The organism is Candidimonas sp. SYP-B2681 (assembly GCF_003971065.1).
GTDB lineage: Bacteria > Pseudomonadota > Gammaproteobacteria > Burkholderiales > Burkholderiaceae_B > Pollutimonas.
Map to the genome: position 1 here is coordinate 80,464 of NZ_RYDV01000001.1, position 14,168 is coordinate 94,631.

Annotated in this window: 15 protein-coding genes; 7 read left to right on the forward strand and 8 right to left on the reverse strand. The window is 55.6% G+C overall.

Annotated elements, in window-relative coordinates:
- The 7 genes from EKL30_RS19025 to EKL30_RS00445 all read right to left on the reverse strand — a co-directional run bounded on the left by EKL30_RS19025 (position 1) and on the right by EKL30_RS00445 (position 5,559).
- Positions 1-159 (reverse strand): DUF5993 family protein, encoded by a 159-nt coding sequence (locus EKL30_RS19025; RefSeq protein ID WP_370246195.1) that lies wholly within the window; start codon positions 157-159, stop codon positions 1-3.
- A gap of 73 nt (positions 160-232) precedes the next feature.
- Positions 233-985 carry a lipoate--protein ligase family protein gene (locus EKL30_RS00420; protein WP_126705236.1) on the reverse strand — a complete coding sequence of 251 codons (753 nt, stop codon included), beginning with the start codon at positions 983-985 and terminating at the stop codon, positions 233-235.
- A complete protein-coding gene (locus tag EKL30_RS00425; RefSeq protein ID WP_126705237.1) occupies positions 982-1,449 on the reverse strand; it encodes a TM2 domain-containing protein in 468 nt (155 codons plus the stop codon). Before EKL30_RS00425 ends, EKL30_RS00420 begins: the two co-directional genes overlap by 4 nt.
- A gap of 79 nt (positions 1,450-1,528) precedes the next feature.
- Positions 1,529-2,683, reverse strand: a complete 1,155-nt coding sequence (locus EKL30_RS00430; protein WP_370246196.1) for a methyltransferase — start codon at positions 2,681-2,683, stop codon at positions 1,529-1,531.
- Positions 2,684-2,764: 81 nt separating this feature from the next.
- Positions 2,765-3,262 (reverse strand): DUF2165 family protein, encoded by a 498-nt coding sequence (locus EKL30_RS00435; RefSeq protein WP_126705238.1) that lies wholly within the window; start codon positions 3,260-3,262, stop codon positions 2,765-2,767.
- Between the two features lie 5 nt (positions 3,263-3,267).
- Positions 3,268-4,761: a glycerol kinase GlpK gene (gene glpK, locus EKL30_RS00440; RefSeq protein ID WP_126705963.1), complete on the reverse strand. Its 1,494-nt coding sequence runs from the start codon at positions 4,759-4,761 to the stop codon at positions 3,268-3,270.
- Positions 4,762-4,794: 33 nt separating this feature from the next.
- Complete coding sequence (locus tag EKL30_RS00445; RefSeq protein WP_126705239.1) at positions 4,795-5,559, reverse strand: DeoR/GlpR family DNA-binding transcription regulator; 765 nt, start codon at positions 5,557-5,559, stop codon at positions 4,795-4,797.
- Positions 5,560-5,699: 140 nt separating this feature from the next.
- On the opposite strand from EKL30_RS00445, the gene EKL30_RS00450 reads away from it, so the two are divergent.
- The 7 genes from EKL30_RS00450 to EKL30_RS00480 all read left to right on the forward strand — a co-directional run bounded on the left by EKL30_RS00450 (position 5,700) and on the right by EKL30_RS00480 (position 13,530).
- The gene (locus EKL30_RS00450; protein WP_126705240.1) at positions 5,700-6,782 is read left to right on the forward strand and encodes an ABC transporter ATP-binding protein; all 1,083 of its coding nucleotides are present in this window, start codon (positions 5,700-5,702) and stop codon (positions 6,780-6,782) included.
- Between the two features lies 1 nt (position 6,783).
- Entirely contained in the window at positions 6,784-7,860 is a 1,077-nt protein-coding gene (locus EKL30_RS00455; protein ID WP_126705241.1) for an ABC transporter ATP-binding protein, read from the forward strand.
- A gap of 56 nt (positions 7,861-7,916) precedes the next feature.
- Positions 7,917-8,810 (forward strand): carbohydrate ABC transporter permease, encoded by an 894-nt coding sequence (locus EKL30_RS00460; RefSeq protein WP_126705242.1) that lies wholly within the window; start codon positions 7,917-7,919, stop codon positions 8,808-8,810.
- The gene (locus EKL30_RS00465; RefSeq protein ID WP_126705243.1) at positions 8,803-9,618 is read left to right on the forward strand and encodes a carbohydrate ABC transporter permease; all 816 of its coding nucleotides are present in this window, start codon (positions 8,803-8,805) and stop codon (positions 9,616-9,618) included. Before EKL30_RS00460 ends, EKL30_RS00465 begins: the two co-directional genes overlap by 8 nt.
- A 9-nt stretch (positions 9,619-9,627) precedes the next feature.
- The gene (locus EKL30_RS00470) at positions 9,628-9,936 is read left to right on the forward strand and encodes a DUF2160 domain-containing protein (protein ID WP_126705244.1); all 309 of its coding nucleotides are present in this window, start codon (positions 9,628-9,630) and stop codon (positions 9,934-9,936) included.
- A gap of 131 nt (positions 9,937-10,067) precedes the next feature.
- The gene (locus tag EKL30_RS00475) at positions 10,068-11,798 is read left to right on the forward strand and encodes an ABC transporter substrate-binding protein (RefSeq protein WP_126705245.1); all 1,731 of its coding nucleotides are present in this window, start codon (positions 10,068-10,070) and stop codon (positions 11,796-11,798) included.
- A 136-nt stretch (positions 11,799-11,934) separates the two neighbouring features.
- On the forward strand, positions 11,935-13,530 hold the full coding sequence (locus EKL30_RS00480; RefSeq protein ID WP_126705246.1) for a glycerol-3-phosphate dehydrogenase/oxidase: 1,596 nt from the start codon (positions 11,935-11,937) through the stop codon (positions 13,528-13,530).
- 17 nt (positions 13,531-13,547) lie between these two features.
- Here EKL30_RS00480 and EKL30_RS00485 read toward each other — a convergent pair whose 3' ends face one another.
- Positions 13,548-14,066 carry a C40 family peptidase gene (locus tag EKL30_RS00485; protein WP_126705247.1) on the reverse strand — a complete coding sequence of 173 codons (519 nt, stop codon included), beginning with the start codon at positions 14,064-14,066 and terminating at the stop codon, positions 13,548-13,550.
- Positions 14,067-14,168: the final 102 nt, after the last annotated feature.

Here is a 14,168-nt window from a genome sequence, read left to right on the forward strand (position 1 = left end):
TTACAGGGATAATCCGAGCGGGTCCGTCATGTGAAACTTGCACCAAGCGCTGAAGACGGCCAAAGTGATAAACCATAGGGTAAGGCATGCGGCTCGCTGTCCCCGGATACCGAACCAGACGGCTACCATACCGGTAAAAAAGGGCAACATCATAATCATCGAATACGACTCCGCTTGAACGAGCAGTTTTACACCATGTAACGGCCCGTAAGTTTACGTCAAATCGATTTTTTCAGATAGCGCCCAGCTCGGTTTCCAGCGCGCTTTGTAGCGCGAGCGCGAATGCCTTGGGCGCGTATGCCCGAGTCGCCGCAGATATGTCGTGCAACGAAGCAATCCGATGACCAGCATAGTGCCTCGTGCTGCCCAACATGGCTTCAAAGCGGTTGGCTCTAGCGGTGACGCCCGGCGCGTCTATAGCAGCCAGAATCAGCGCGTGTACCAGTACAACCTGCGCAGTATCGCGGCCACCACCGATGGATTGGCGGCGCCACAATTGGGCCGTACCGGCAATTTTTCTTGCGAAATCTCCACTGCCCACGGCGAGGTTATATCGCCCATCGCAGAACGAGCCTTCGACGGCCTGCGGGTGGCTGTCAATACCGAAACGGTGCAGTGCCTGGGCAATTATTCTGCATATCAGCAGGTAAGCCGCGTCAGAATGGTCCAGCGGTTTGCCTTCCACGACATACGCCAAGCTAAGGTTGATAATGCCATCGCCTTGAGGAACGATGCCGCCGCCAGATTGTCGCACCGTAACGGGCCAGCCATCTCTGGCGAACACCTCGCAGGCGTGGGGAAACGCCTCGAAGCGTTGATACGTGCGGGGCACAACCAAGCCCTGTGTGGCCTGCCACACAGCAGCAGTCGGCCCCTGAAGCGCAGCAAGACCGATTAGCGCTTCATCAAATTTGGCCGTCTGCGGTAAGCCGCCCGGAACGGGCAGAAGCCGAAACCCCATATCGGCGGGTGGCGGGCAATTCAAGTGCGTACCAGGGCGAACTCTTCATCGCTCATGAACATATAGCGCACCGCATCTATCAGGCCCACCACTATCGCCAATGGCGCGAAAAGGTAAAACAGGATAAGGTAGAAGACACCCCAGCCGATCTGCCCAAGATAAAAGCGGTGTGCCCCCAACCAGCCAAGAAAAATAGCCAGGACGATCGCGATTTTGCGATGGTTCGTGGGCTTTTCAAGCTCGTCGCCCTTGGTTTTGATAATCCACAGGCTAATGGGCACGGTTAGTACCAGCGCAATTACCACCTTGACGACGTGAACCGATACGAAATCTTCGATCGCGTAGTAGATATCCGAGAAGTTATGGATCACCAGGCCGGTCAGATGCGAGATCCATGCGAAGGCTTCGTAAGCGATGGTCTCGCCGAAAGTCAGCGCGACCAGAATGATAATAAAAACTGCTATTGCCAGAATAATTTTTTGCAGCATAATCCAGAACCAGCCTCGTAGGAATAAGGGCTTCTTTGTACATGGTTTTCATCATAAACCATCGCGCACACCATGCTGATCAGCCGCGGACCAGACGCCACAATGATGTCACTTCGATACGGCGAGCTTGGTGTAAAGGGTCAGCCTCGTCCATGGCCTTGGGGTGCGCAGGGCGTGCGTCCAGGCGGCCAGCAACATGCAAACCCGCGTTGGCAACGGCATCAAGTAAAAATTCCCGGCTGCGCAAGCCAAGGTGCTCGGCCAGGTCCGACATAATCAGCCAGCCTTCGCCTTTGGGCGTCAAGTGGCTGGCCAGGCCATTCAGGAACCCTAGCAGCATGCGGTTGTCGGGATCATAGATGGCCCGTTCGACAGGCGTCGTGGGCTTGGCGGGAATCCACGGTGGGTTGCACACGATTAAACTGCTCGTGCCTTCCGGAAACAGGTCGACGTCCTGCAATTCAATTGTTCCGCCTAGGCCTAGTCTGTCGATGTTCTCGCGCGCGCAAGCCAATGCGCGCGGGTCCTGGTCAGTGGCAATCACCTTGCGCACGCCCCGTTTTGCCAGGACCGCCGCCAGCACGCCACTGCCAGTACCAATGTCAAAGGCCAGGTCAGTTGCGGGCAAAGGCGCTTGTGCAAGCAGGTCTATATACTCGCCGCGATTGGGCGAAAATACGCCGTAATGCACATGTATATTGCTTCCAAGGGCGGGAATTGGCACGCCTTTCTTGAGCCACTCGTGCGCGCCAATAATCCCTTGTAGTGCCCGTAAAGAAAGCAGAAAAGGCTCCGGCGTGTCACCAAGGGCAGCGCGGCACGCTTCGTGGGCGTCCGGTGCCCGGCGTAGTGCAATGTGGGCGTTGGCGTCCAGTTCAATCAATAGCTTATTGAGCAACTGCGAGCGCTGCGACTGATGCAGACGATACCTATTGAAGATTTCAGTGGGCTCGGTGGGCGCAATGTCGCTGCGGCCGTGCGCTTTCTTTTTATCGATTCTGCGTGCGAGCGCCTGTAAAAGCTGTCGGCCATTGTGGAAGTCGCCTCGCCACAACACAGATGTACCCTGACTGACCAGGCGATAGGCCGCATCGGCGCTTAGCGTGTCGTCGGCGGGAACGATGCGTTTGGGCGGCGGGCTACTATTTTCGGCATACCATCGCGCCTGATGCGTTTGTTCGTTTTCCGTCCACGAAACGTAGAGGGGCATTACAGCAGAATTCAGGGCAGGCATGAGTAAGCCATCGGTAAAATGGCATTATTGTAGGCCAGTTGACGAATGCCGGTAGCCGGAGCGCGGCATGGCCGGCCGCTTTCAATCGGTCAGTTCATCGTCCTTTTGCGCAAGGTAAATCAGCACAAGAAGAATCGTTGCCAGAAACCGGAAGGCACTGGGTATCCCATTCCATGTTTCGGACATCCACATTCCAAACCATTCACCGCCTATAGAAATAAAACCGACGTGCCAAGTTAAAAAACCAAGGGTTAAGCCGATAACCGCGAGCTTCTTGTTGCGGTTGAACTTCTGGGCTGGCGAATTGATGTGTCGAAGCAACTGCAGCACGCCTGCCCAACAAAGCAGCGCCGTCAGGGTTTCAAGCGCGATAATGACGATGTAACCCGCGTGCTGGATTACAGGAGACGTTATTGCGCGATAGTGAATAGTGGAATTGGGAAAGATGCTGTCCATTAACAGCACATGTTGGACGAAGGGCAAGTTGGTAGCGTAGTCGCTGATATTGCCGAAGGCCACTAACGTGACGAACAAGGCAATCGCCGCCACGCATAGTGTTTTAGAAACGCGTAAGAACATGCTTGTTATTCCGCGCAGGTTTGCCGAACGGCATGTTCCCAGCGTTCCATCAGGGCGTTTGCATCGTTGCGGGGCAGCTCGGGAGTAAAACGGCGTTCGACCTGCCATAAGGCAGCGAGCTCTTCCTTGTTCTTATAAACCCCACTAGTAAGCCCCGCCAGATAGGCTGCGCCCAGCGCCGTGGTTTCGACCATCGTGGGGCGCACAACAGGAATACCGAGCAGGTCAGCCTGAAACTGCATAAGCAAATCGTTCACGCATGCGCCGCCGTCGACACGCAATTCGGTCAGGGGTGCAGATCCGGCGGCAACGGCGTCGCGGCTCATCGCCAACAGTAATGCAGCACTTTGGTAGGCGATGCTTTCCAAGGCCGCCCGGGCGATATGCGCCATGGAACTTCCGCGCGTAAGGCCAGTGATGGTACCTCGGGCGTCAGGCTTCCAATAGGGTGCACCGAGCCCGGTAAACGCGGGAACCAGCATGACGCCACCCGAGTCCGGTACGCTGTGGGCCAGCGCTTCAATCTCGCTGCTTTTTTCAAAGGCGTTCAAGCCATCGCGCATCCATTGGACGACCGCGCCGGCTACGAACACGCTACCTTCCATGGCGTACTCGGTTTGCGCGCTGGTTTGGGCCGCGCTGGTGGTTACCAGGCCGTTTGTTGAAATCTGAAATTTACTGCCCGTATGCATCAGCATGAAGCAGCCGGTGCCATAGGTGTTTTTCGCCATGCCTTCCGTGAAGCACGCTTGCCCGAATAGTGCGCTTTGCTGGTCGCCTGCAACGCCGCAAATAGGAATGGCGTGCCCCAGAAGGTCGGCTTCGACTGCACCGAATTCGGCGGCGGAGGGTAAAACCTGGGGCAGAAGTGAGGGCTCGATGCTCAAAGCCCGCAGCAATTCGCTGTCCCATTCATTGCTGTGGACGTTGAACAGCATCGTACGCGAAGCGTTGCTGACATCGGTGCTGTGTTTCTTGCCTTTTGTCAACTGCCAAATCAGCCAACTATCGATGGTGCCAAACGCAAGTTCGCCTTGGCGTGCCTGCTCCCGCGCCCCGGGTACATGGTCCAGTATCCATTTCAATTTGGTGCCCGAGAAATACGCGTCAACCCGCAATCCGGTTTTATCAAGGATGGTGGCTTCCAGGCCATTCTGGCGGAGTTCGGCGCAAGTCGGTTCAGCACGGCGATCCTGCCATACGATTGCGTTATAAATCGGCTGCCCGCTTTTGCGGTTCCAAACCACCGTGGTTTCGCGCTGGTTCGTAATGCCTACTGCACGAATGTCGCGAGCTTCAAGCCCCGCCTTCGCGATGGCTTCTTGCGCCGTCGCCAATTGTGTTTGCCATATCTCGACAGGATCGTGCTCGACCCAACCCGGTTCGGGGTAAATTTGAGTTATTTCCCGTTGGGCCAAGGCCACAATGCGACCTGTTTGATCAAAAACGATGCTACGCGTGCTGGATGTACCCTGGTCGAGGGCAAGAATATAGGTCATGGCGGCCATTAGATAATGTTTGGCTGAGTTGTATCACAGGGCGATGTCGCAACGCACATGTGCATTGAGCAGTAGATTGGGGAACGGCTCGGGCGGCGCGGCATCGGTGAATAACCTGTCGATCTGGTCCAGCTGCGCTACCCGGACCATCGCAGGACGATTGAACTTGCTGACATCGGTTGCCAACCATACTTCCTGGGCATGCGAAATAATGGCTTGTGAGACCTTCACTTCACGGTAATCGAAATCGCGCAACGAGCCGTCTGCCTCGATGCCCGAAATACCGATAAGGGCAATATCCACATGAAACTGGCGAATAAAGTCGACGGTGGCTTCGCCCACTATTCCGTGGTCCCTGGGGCGCACCACGCCGCCCGCCACAATCACTTCGCTGTTCTGATTACGCGACAAAATTGCCGCCACATTAATGTTATTCGTGATGACCCGCAAACCGGTGTGCTGCAGTAACGCTTTGGCGATCGCTTCGGTAGTGGTGCCGATATTGATCAAAAGCGAACAGTTGTTAGGGACCGCCCGGGCAACGGCTTCGGCGATGCGGCGCTTGCCCTCTGCGTGCAAGCTTTCCCGTTGATGGTGCGCAATATTTTCGACCGTTGAATTAGGTAGCCGCACTCCCCCGTGATAGCGCGCCAGCACACCGGCTTCCGAGAGGCGCTGTACATCGCGTCTGACGGTTTGCACGGTCACGCCTAACCGGGTCGCCAATTCCTCGAGGGCGCTGGTATTTCGCTCGTGCACGTATTGCAGAAGCTTTAACTGGCGAGGGTTAGGGATCATGCGTTATTGTCAATGAACGATACAAAAGAAATGTACATCGAAAGAAAAGGAATCGATCCTAGGGTTTTCATTAAGGGTAAACCTATAGCAAACGAACAATAATGCGCTGAAGAGAACATAAAACACAGAGAGACCAGACCATGCAGTTGACGCTAGCCGGCATCAGCAAGAAGGTGGGAGTCGAGACCTGGCTTTATGAAATGACTCTGCGCCCTCAGCCTGGCGCGGTTACCGTTTTGCTTGGTGCCACGCAAGCCGGAAAAACCACCTTGATGCGCGTCATGGCAGGGCTCGATGCCCCAAGCAGTGGTCAAGTTCTGGTTGATGGGGCCGACGTTACCGGGCGCCCCGTACGCGAACGTAATGTCGCCATGGTCTACCAGCAATTCATCAATTACCCGTCATTGACGGTAAGGCAGAACATCGCGTCTCCTTTGCGACTTCGCGGCGAGCAAAATATTGGTGAACGCGTACAAGCCATTGCCGACCGGCTGCATATTGGTATGTTCCTGGACCGTTTGCCGGCAGAACTGTCAGGTGGTCAACAACAGCGCGTGGCGCTGGCGCGCGCCCTGGCCAAGAATGCACCGCTAATGCTGCTGGACGAACCTTTGGTCAATCTGGATTACAAACTGCGCGAGGAGTTGCGCGAAGAATTAGGGCAGCTATTTACCGCGGGCGATTCCACGGTCGTCTACGCGACGACTGAGCCTGGCGAAGCTCTGTTGCTAGGGGGCTATACCGCCGTTCTGGATCACGGCGAACTTCTACAGTATGGACCGGCAATCGAGGTTTTCGAACTGCCAAAATCCATTCGCGTAGCTAGCGCGTTCAGTGATCCCCCCATGAACTTCATCAAGGCAAGCCGCAGTGCCGATGGTGCTCAGCTAACCGGGTCCGTTCTCCTGCCGCTGCAATTGCCCGAAAGCGCCAACGCGGGATCCGCAGACATTACGGTGGGCATTCGGGCCAGTTCCTTGCGGCTGGAACCGCGGCAAGATGACATTGCCCTGCACGGGCAGGTAGAGCTTGCCGAAATATCCGGTTCCGATACGTTTGTGCACCTTACGTCGGTCATCGGCGATTTGGTTGCGCAGGTAACGGGCGTGCACCACTTTGATATCGGTGCGTCGGTGGCTTTGTACTTCTCGCCCTTATCCGCTTTTGTGTTCGACTCGGCTGGCGACTTGCTGTTAGCGCCATTCCATCGAAGGGGGCGATGATATGGCACGTATCGACCTCGATTTGGCGCATTCGTATTTGCCCCACCCGAAAAGCGAGGATGATTATGCCTTGCTGCCCTTGAAAATGACATTTCAGGATGGTGGCGCGTATGCACTGCTGGGGCCATCGGGTTGCGGCAAAACGACGATGCTTAACATTATCTCCGGCTTGATCGCTCCTTCACAGGGGACGGTCCATTTCGACGGGGTCGACAAAACCATGGCAACCCCCCAGCAGCGCAACATTGCACAGGTCTTCCAGTTCCCGGTGGTTTACGACACGATGACGGTGGGCGAAAACCTGGCGTTTCCTTTGCGTAATCGCAAAATTCCGGCCGCGCAGATAAAGGCCCGTGTTGGGCAGATTGCCGAGATGCTCGAAATGAACCATCAACTGGACCACCGCGCCGCGGGCCTGTCGGCCGACGAGAAACAGAAAATCTCGTTGGGCAGGGGGCTGGTGCGCTCGGATGTCTCGGCGGTACTGTTCGATGAGCCGCTTACGGTGATTGATCCGCAGCTTAAATGGCAATTGCGCCGTAAGCTCAAGCAGATTCATCACGAACTGAAGTTAACGCTTATCTATGTCACGCATGATCAGGTCGAAGCCCTGACGTTTGCCGAACAGATTATGGTCATGTCCCGAGGCAAGGTGGTGCAGGTGGGTACCCCCGAGGAATTGTTCGAGCGGCCCGCGCACACGTTCGTCGGCCATTTTATCGGTTCGCCAGGTATGAACCTGCTGTCTATCGATGTGGCCGATGGCGTGGTCAAGGTCGAAGGCCAGTCGGTTCAGCCGCCCGCTGGGATGCGGCTGGAAAAAGGGCACCTCAAGCTAGGCATACGGCCGGAATATACCCGTCTGGCGGCAATCGGTCAGCCGGGCGTCGTCGCCGCGACGGTGGTGAAGGTGCAAAATATTGGCACCTATCAATTATTGACGGCTCGTGTGGGTTCCAGTCTTGTGCGCGCACGTCTGGGCCTTTGGCACGAGCTACCGGAAAGTGGCGCCACGGCCGGCCTAATCCTGCTTGGCACGCATTCCTGTTTTTATCGCAACGAAGAACTGGTGGTATGAGCAAGCTCTGGCAGTAGAAAGCGTTATACGTAGGACAACAACGCAGGAGACACCGCATGAACCTCTACGTTAAGCCTGTCAATCAAAAAGCCTGGTGGCTGATCCTTCCTGTCGTGCTTTGCGTCGCTTTTTCTGCCGTGCTTCCGCTGATGACGGTCGTCAACTACTCGGTACAAGACGTCATTTCGCCGACTCGTTCGGTCTTTGTGGGCACCGAATGGTTCAGCGCGGTCATGCGAGATGAAGACCTGCATGCGGCTCTACTGCGCCAATTGGTTTTTTCCTTATCGGTGTTGGCGATAGAGATTCCGCTGGGTGTGCTGCTTGCGCTGTCCATGCCTTCCACTGGCTGGAAAGCATCAGCGGTCCTAGTCGTCGTGGCCTTGTCTTTATTGATTCCGTGGAACGTGGTGGGCACTATTTGGCAGATCTTTGGCCGGGCCGATATTGGCCTTATGGGGCACGCCCTGCAGCTAATGGGTATTGAATACAGCTACGCCAGCAACCCCACCCAAGCGTGGCTCACGGTGCTATTAATGGACGTATGGCACTGGACGCCGCTGGTCGCTTTGCTGGCGTATGCCGGGTTGCAGTCCATTCCCGATGCTTACTACCAGGCGGCAAGCATTGATGGAGCCAGTAAGTTTGCCGTCTTCCGCTATATTCAACTACCCAAAATGCGCGGGGTGCTGATGATCGCAGTGCTCCTGCGATTTATGGACAGCTTCATGATTTATACCGAGCCTTTTGTATTGACGGGCGGCGGGCCAGGCGACGCCACGACGTTCCTAAGCCAGTACCTGACCCAGAAAGCCGTCGGGCAGTTCGATTTGGGGCCGGCCGCCGCTTTTTCGCTGATCTATTTCCTGATCATTTTGTTGCTGTGTTTCATCCTGTACAACTGGATGCAGCGCGTAGGCACGCAAGACAAGGGGGCTGGCCATGAATAGTCGCCGACGGTTCCGAAAGCGCAGCATTTTTCTTGTCGTGTATTTGCTGTTTGCCATGTTGCCCATTTATTGGATGATCAACATGAGCTTCAAGACCAATGAAGGGATCCTGTCCAGTTTTTCGCTGTGGCCGCAAAACTTTACCTGGGATAACTACAAAACCATTTTCACCGACGCGTCCTGGTATAACGGTTATATCAACAGCCTGGCCTATGTGGCGCTTAACACCGTCATGTCTTTAACCGTCGCACTGCCCGCGGCGTATGCCTTTTCGCGCTATCAATTCATCGGCGACAGACACGTATTTTTCTGGCTTTTGACTAACCGCATGACGCCACCTGCGGTGTTCCTTCTGCCTTTTTTCCAGCTGTATTCCACGTTGGGCCTGATGGATACGTATTGGGCCGTAGCACTGGCACATTTGGTGTTCAACGTACCGTTGGCGGTCTGGATACTGGAAGGCTTCATGAGCGGTATTCCGCGCGAAATCGACGAAACGGCCTATATCGACGGCTACAGCTTCCCGCGTTTTTTTCTGACGATTTTCCTGCCCTTGATCAAGTCTGGAGTCGGGGTGGCGGCATTCTTTTGCTTTATGTTCAGCTGGGTCGAGCTGTTGCTGGCGCGCACCCTGACCAGCGTGAATGCCAAGCCCATCGTCGCCACCATGACGCGCACGGTATCCGCGTCGGGCATGGACTGGGCCACGCTTGCGGCGGCTGGCACGCTGACTATTATTCCTGGGGCAATCGTTATCTGGTTTGTTCGTCATTACATTGCCAAGGGCTTTGCCATGGGGCGCGTATAAGGAGGCTGTATGCTGCACTGGATGGTCTGGACTTTACCGACCGCGGTGTTTTTTATATGCATAGGCTTGATGCTTATGGGCATGACGATTTGGGAACTGAAAAGCCCGACGGTATTGCGCAAGGGGTTTCTGCCGATCGCAACCACCCGTGGCGATCGCCTGTTTATCGGCTTGCTTGTGGCGGCGTATATCAATCTGGGGTTCCTGGGCTTAAGCGAGAAGCTGTCGCAGTGGCTAAAGCTGGAGCAAGAGCCCAGTGTGTGGATCAGTTTTGTGGTGTCGATGGTCGTCCTGGCGCTGATTATGCGCAAGGGTTAGGAATGTTGTCGCGCGATTTGTCTACCCCCCGGATCAGCGCGACGGGGCAAAGGTGAGTTGAAGGTGCATTGCAAACTGCGTGTGCCGGTTCACTTCATCCGCATAGCGGGGATACGTTCGAGGAGACAATAATGTTATTTCGTCGTACTGCACTGGCGTTCGCCGTAAGTTGCTTGCTGTCCGGGCCAACCTTTGCCGGCGAGGCCGAAGCCCAGAAATGGATAGACAGCGAATTTCAGCCATCAACACTTAGCAAGGATCAGCAGCTGGCTGAAATGAAGTGGTTCATCGAAGCGGCCAAGAAACTGAAGGACCAAGGCGTAAACGAGGTTTCGGTGGTCTCGGAAACTATTACCACCCATGAGTATGAATCCAAGACACTGGCCAGGGCATTTGCCGAAATTACTGGCATCAAGGTCAACCACGACATTATCCAGGAGGGCGACGTAGTAGAGAAGCTGCAGACATCCATGCAGTCGGGCAAGTCCATTTACGATGGCTGGATCTCCGATTCAGACCTGATCGGCACACATTATCGCTACGGAGAAATGTTGCCGCTTACGGATTACATGAACGGTGAGGGCAAGCAATGGACCAGCCCCACTCTTGATGTCAAAGACTTCATCGGTACTTCGTTCACAACGGCGCCCGATGGCAAGCTATACCAGTTGCCCGATCAACAGTTTGCCAACCTGTACTGGTTCCGTGCCGACCTTTTCGCCCGCCAAGACCTCAAAGACAAGTTCAAGGCAAAGTACGGCTACGACCTGGGTGTGCCGGTAAACTGGACAGCCTACGAAGATATTGCCAACTTCTTCACCAACGATGTGAAAACCATAGATGGCAAGCCCGTTTACGGCCACATGGATTATGGCAAGAAGGATCCCTCGTTGGGCTGGCGTTTCACCGACGCGTGGCTTTCCATGGCGGGCACCGCCGATAAGGGCACGCCTAACGGTATGCCGGTCGATGAATGGGGTATTCGCGTGGCTGACGACAAATGCACCCCCGTTGGTGCGTCGGTATCCCGCGGCGGCGCCACGAACTCTCCGGCAGCGGTCTATGCCTTGACTAAATATATAGACTGGATGAAAAAGTATGCGCCCAAAGAGGCGCAAGGCATGACGTTCAGCGAGTCAGGGCCGGTACCCGCGCAGGGACATATCGCCCAACAGATCTTCTGGTACACCGCGTTTACGGCCGACATGACCAAGAAGGGCTTGCCCGTCGTCAACGATGACGGCACTCCGAAGTGGCGCATGGCGCCTGCGCCGCACGGCCCATACTGGAAAGACGGCATGCAAAATGGCTATCAAGACGTTGGTTCCTGGAGCTTCTTCAAAAACCACGATCCTAAAAAAATAGCGGCCGCATGGCTTTATGCCCAGTTTGTTACCTCTAAAACTACGTCGCTTAAAAAATCGATTGTGGGCCTGACGTTTATTCGCGACAGCGATATACACAGCGAGTACTTTACAAAGAATGCCGATAAATACGGTGGCTTGATCGAATTTTATCGAAGTCCAGCACGGGTCGCATGGACGCCTACGGGCACCAACGTGCCCGACTATCCGAAGCTGGCGCAGCTGTGGTGGAAAAACGTTGCGACCGCCATTACCGGAGAAAAAACCCCTCAGCAGGCCATGGATACGCTTGCTACAGAAATGGACGCTGTCATGGCACGTTTGGAACGTGCTGGCATGAGCCAGTGCGCGCCTAAACTTAATCCCAAGAGCGATCCGGAAAAATGGTTAAGCGATAAGGAGGCCCCATGGAAGAAGCTGGCCAACGAAAACCCAAAAGGGGAGACCGTTGCCTACGACGCCTTGGTAAGTGCATGGAAGGCAGGCAGGGTGCGTTAGCAATACAAAATCAGGGCGGCTGAATCCAGGTCGTGTGCGAGAGTCCACGCACACGACCTTTTTTCGCGGCTTGCCCTGCACTGGTCAGCGGCTGCTTTACACTTACGCTGCTTCGAAATCTTATGGTCTTTCCTATATGACAACTCTAGTCTCTCCCAAACTGGCCGACCGTACGCAGCAATTGGCGGCGCTGGCGGGTCTGGATCAGGTCGATCTGGCCATTATCGGTGGCGGGGCCAGTGGCCTGGGCCTCGCGCTCGATGCCGCGTTGCGTGGACTTTCAGTGGTGCTGCTCGAGTCTCATGATTTTGCAAAAGGCACGTCGTCCCGAGCCACCAAGCTGGTGCACGGGGGGGTTCGATACCTTGCGCAAGGCAATATCGCGCTAGTGCGAGAAGCTCTGCAAGAACGCACGACCTTGCTGCATAATGCTCCGCACCTGGCGCGGCCCTTGCCCTTCGTTATGCCGAGCTACAAATGTTGGGAAACGCCGTTTTATGGCGTTGGCTTGAAGATGTACGATGCCCTGGCCGGAAAAGCGGGGCTTGGTTCTACCCAGTTTCTTAGTTCTACCCAGACTCTTCAATGCCTGCCCGGGATCAAGGCGCGGGACCTGAAGGGCGGCGTCAAGTATTGGGATGGTCAGTTTGATGACGCGCGGCTGGCCGTTGCCTTGGCACGCACCGCTGCGTCGCAGGGTGCTTTAGTGTTGAATTACTGTCCCGTCACGGATCTGGTACACGAACAGGGCCGAGTGGTCGGATTGCGTTGCCAGGATTCGGAAACAGGTACCCAGTACACAGTAAGGGCCAAGTGCGTCGTGAACGCAACCGGGGTCTGGGTAGACGACATACGACAGAAGGATGGCGACGCCACTGGCCGTGCGACGCAGCCCATGGTTGCACCCAGCCAGGGTGTTCATCTGGTGGTGGACAGCGAATTCTTACCTGGCGATCACGCGATGCTTGTGCCCAAAACGCTAGACGGTCGCGTACTTTTTGCCGTTCCTTGGCTAGGAAAAGTCATTCTTGGAACCACTGACACCCCGCGGCAAGACCTTGCACGCGAGCCGGACGCGTTCGCAGAGGAAGTTGAATTCATCCTCAGCGAAGCTGGAAAATATTTACATCGCGCGCCTAAACGCAGCGATGTAAGAAGCATTTGGGTCGGCTTGCGCCCCTTAGTGCGGCCGCCGCAGAACGAGGGCGGCAACACCAAGAAAATCAGTCGCGAGCACACTGTTCTGGTCAGCCCAAGCGGACTGGTCACAGTCACCGGCGGAAAGTGGACCACCTATCGCGCCATGGCCGACGATGTGCTGGAAAAGTGCGTCGAAAATGCACTTTTTCCTCGCCTGCCGCCATCCGAGACCAGTGATTTCCTATTGGTGGGAGCGCAACCGGGTGGTTCGGGCCGGGTTTCCATGACCACTGCGCCCAGCCTTGAAGCCTATGGTTCCGAAGCCGAATGGGTCCAGGGACTGCCAGGTGCAAACACGTATCTAGCGCCTGGCCTGACCGAGGCTATGCTGCGTTTCGCTGCCCGCTACGAATACGCTCGAACGGTGGAAGACGCCTTGGCGCGGCGCTCCCGTCTTTTATTTCTGGATGCACGTCTGGCAGCCGAAATTGCACCGGAAGTGGCTGCCATCATGCAGGAGGAAACGGGAATCGATCCACAGTTGGCCGGCTTCCTGCAATTGACGGAGCAGTACCTGCGGCTGCCGGCTTGACCACGTCACGACTGAAGTCAGGCGCCGAACAGGGTTCGCGCCGATTCGAAGCGTTTCGCGAAATAGGGGTTTTTCATCGAGTCGATGCGCACTTGGCCGCCTGTGGATGGGGCGTTGATGAAACGCTCGTCTCCTATATATATACCCATATGGGAAAAAGGGCGGTTCAGTGTGTTGAAAAATACAAAGTCGCCGGCTTTCAACTGTTTCTTTGATATGGGCCGGCTGAGCCTGGCAATTTCAGCGGTGTTATGTGGCAACGGCTGGCTAGCGGCATTACCGAAAACATAGGCGACCAGGCCGCTGCAGTCGAAGCCCCTGACCGGGTTGGAGCCGCCATATTTATAACGTGATTCCAGCAGCGCCAGCGCAGTAAGCACCACTTCGGTACGTTGGGCCGGATTTATGAGGATGGTGGATCTATACGCCGCGTCTCGACTATGTTGAGCCGGTCCGGCGCAGCCAGCCAGCACCGATACCGATGCTGCCAGCATCACGGGAACGATAATTCGGGGCAGGAAGGTCGTAATTATCATTTCGATTACATTGTTGTTGTAAACCAGCACATAAACAATAGCATCGATGCGACGGTCAAGTCACCATATTTCACCGACGGCTTACGACGTATGGCGGTTGCA

Bases quoted from the DNA above. Each gene is read 5' to 3' on its own strand.
- EKL30_RS19025 (WP_370246195.1), bottom strand. From the start codon at position 159: ATGATTATGATGTTGCCCTTTTTTACCGGTATGGTAGCCGTCTGGTTC.
- EKL30_RS00425 (WP_126705237.1), bottom strand. From the start codon at position 1,449: ATGCTGCAAAAAATTATTCTGGCAATAGCAGTTTTTATTATCATTCTG.
- EKL30_RS00430 (WP_370246196.1), bottom strand. From the start codon at position 2,683: ATGCCTGCCCTGAATTCTGCTGTAATGCCCCTCTACGTTTCGTGGACG.
- EKL30_RS00435 (WP_126705238.1), bottom strand. From the start codon at position 3,262: ATGTTCTTACGCGTTTCTAAAACACTATGCGTGGCGGCGATTGCCTTG.
- glpK (WP_126705963.1), bottom strand. From the start codon at position 4,761: ATGACCTATATTCTTGCCCTCGACCAGGGTACATCCAGCACGCGTAGC.
- EKL30_RS00445 (WP_126705239.1), bottom strand. From the start codon at position 5,559: ATGATCCCTAACCCTCGCCAGTTAAAGCTTCTGCAATACGTGCACGAG.
- EKL30_RS00450 (WP_126705240.1), top strand. From the start codon at position 5,700: ATGCAGTTGACGCTAGCCGGCATCAGCAAGAAGGTGGGAGTCGAGACC.
- EKL30_RS00455 (WP_126705241.1), top strand. From the start codon at position 6,784: ATGGCACGTATCGACCTCGATTTGGCGCATTCGTATTTGCCCCACCCG.
- EKL30_RS00460 (WP_126705242.1), top strand. From the start codon at position 7,917: ATGAACCTCTACGTTAAGCCTGTCAATCAAAAAGCCTGGTGGCTGATC.
- EKL30_RS00465 (WP_126705243.1), top strand. From the start codon at position 8,803: ATGAATAGTCGCCGACGGTTCCGAAAGCGCAGCATTTTTCTTGTCGTG.
- EKL30_RS00470 (WP_126705244.1), top strand. From the start codon at position 9,628: ATGCTGCACTGGATGGTCTGGACTTTACCGACCGCGGTGTTTTTTATA.
- EKL30_RS00475 (WP_126705245.1), top strand. From the start codon at position 10,068: ATGTTATTTCGTCGTACTGCACTGGCGTTCGCCGTAAGTTGCTTGCTG.
- EKL30_RS00480 (WP_126705246.1), top strand. From the start codon at position 11,935: ATGACAACTCTAGTCTCTCCCAAACTGGCCGACCGTACGCAGCAATTG.
- EKL30_RS00485 (WP_126705247.1), bottom strand. From the start codon at position 14,066: ATGATAATTACGACCTTCCTGCCCCGAATTATCGTTCCCGTGATGCTG.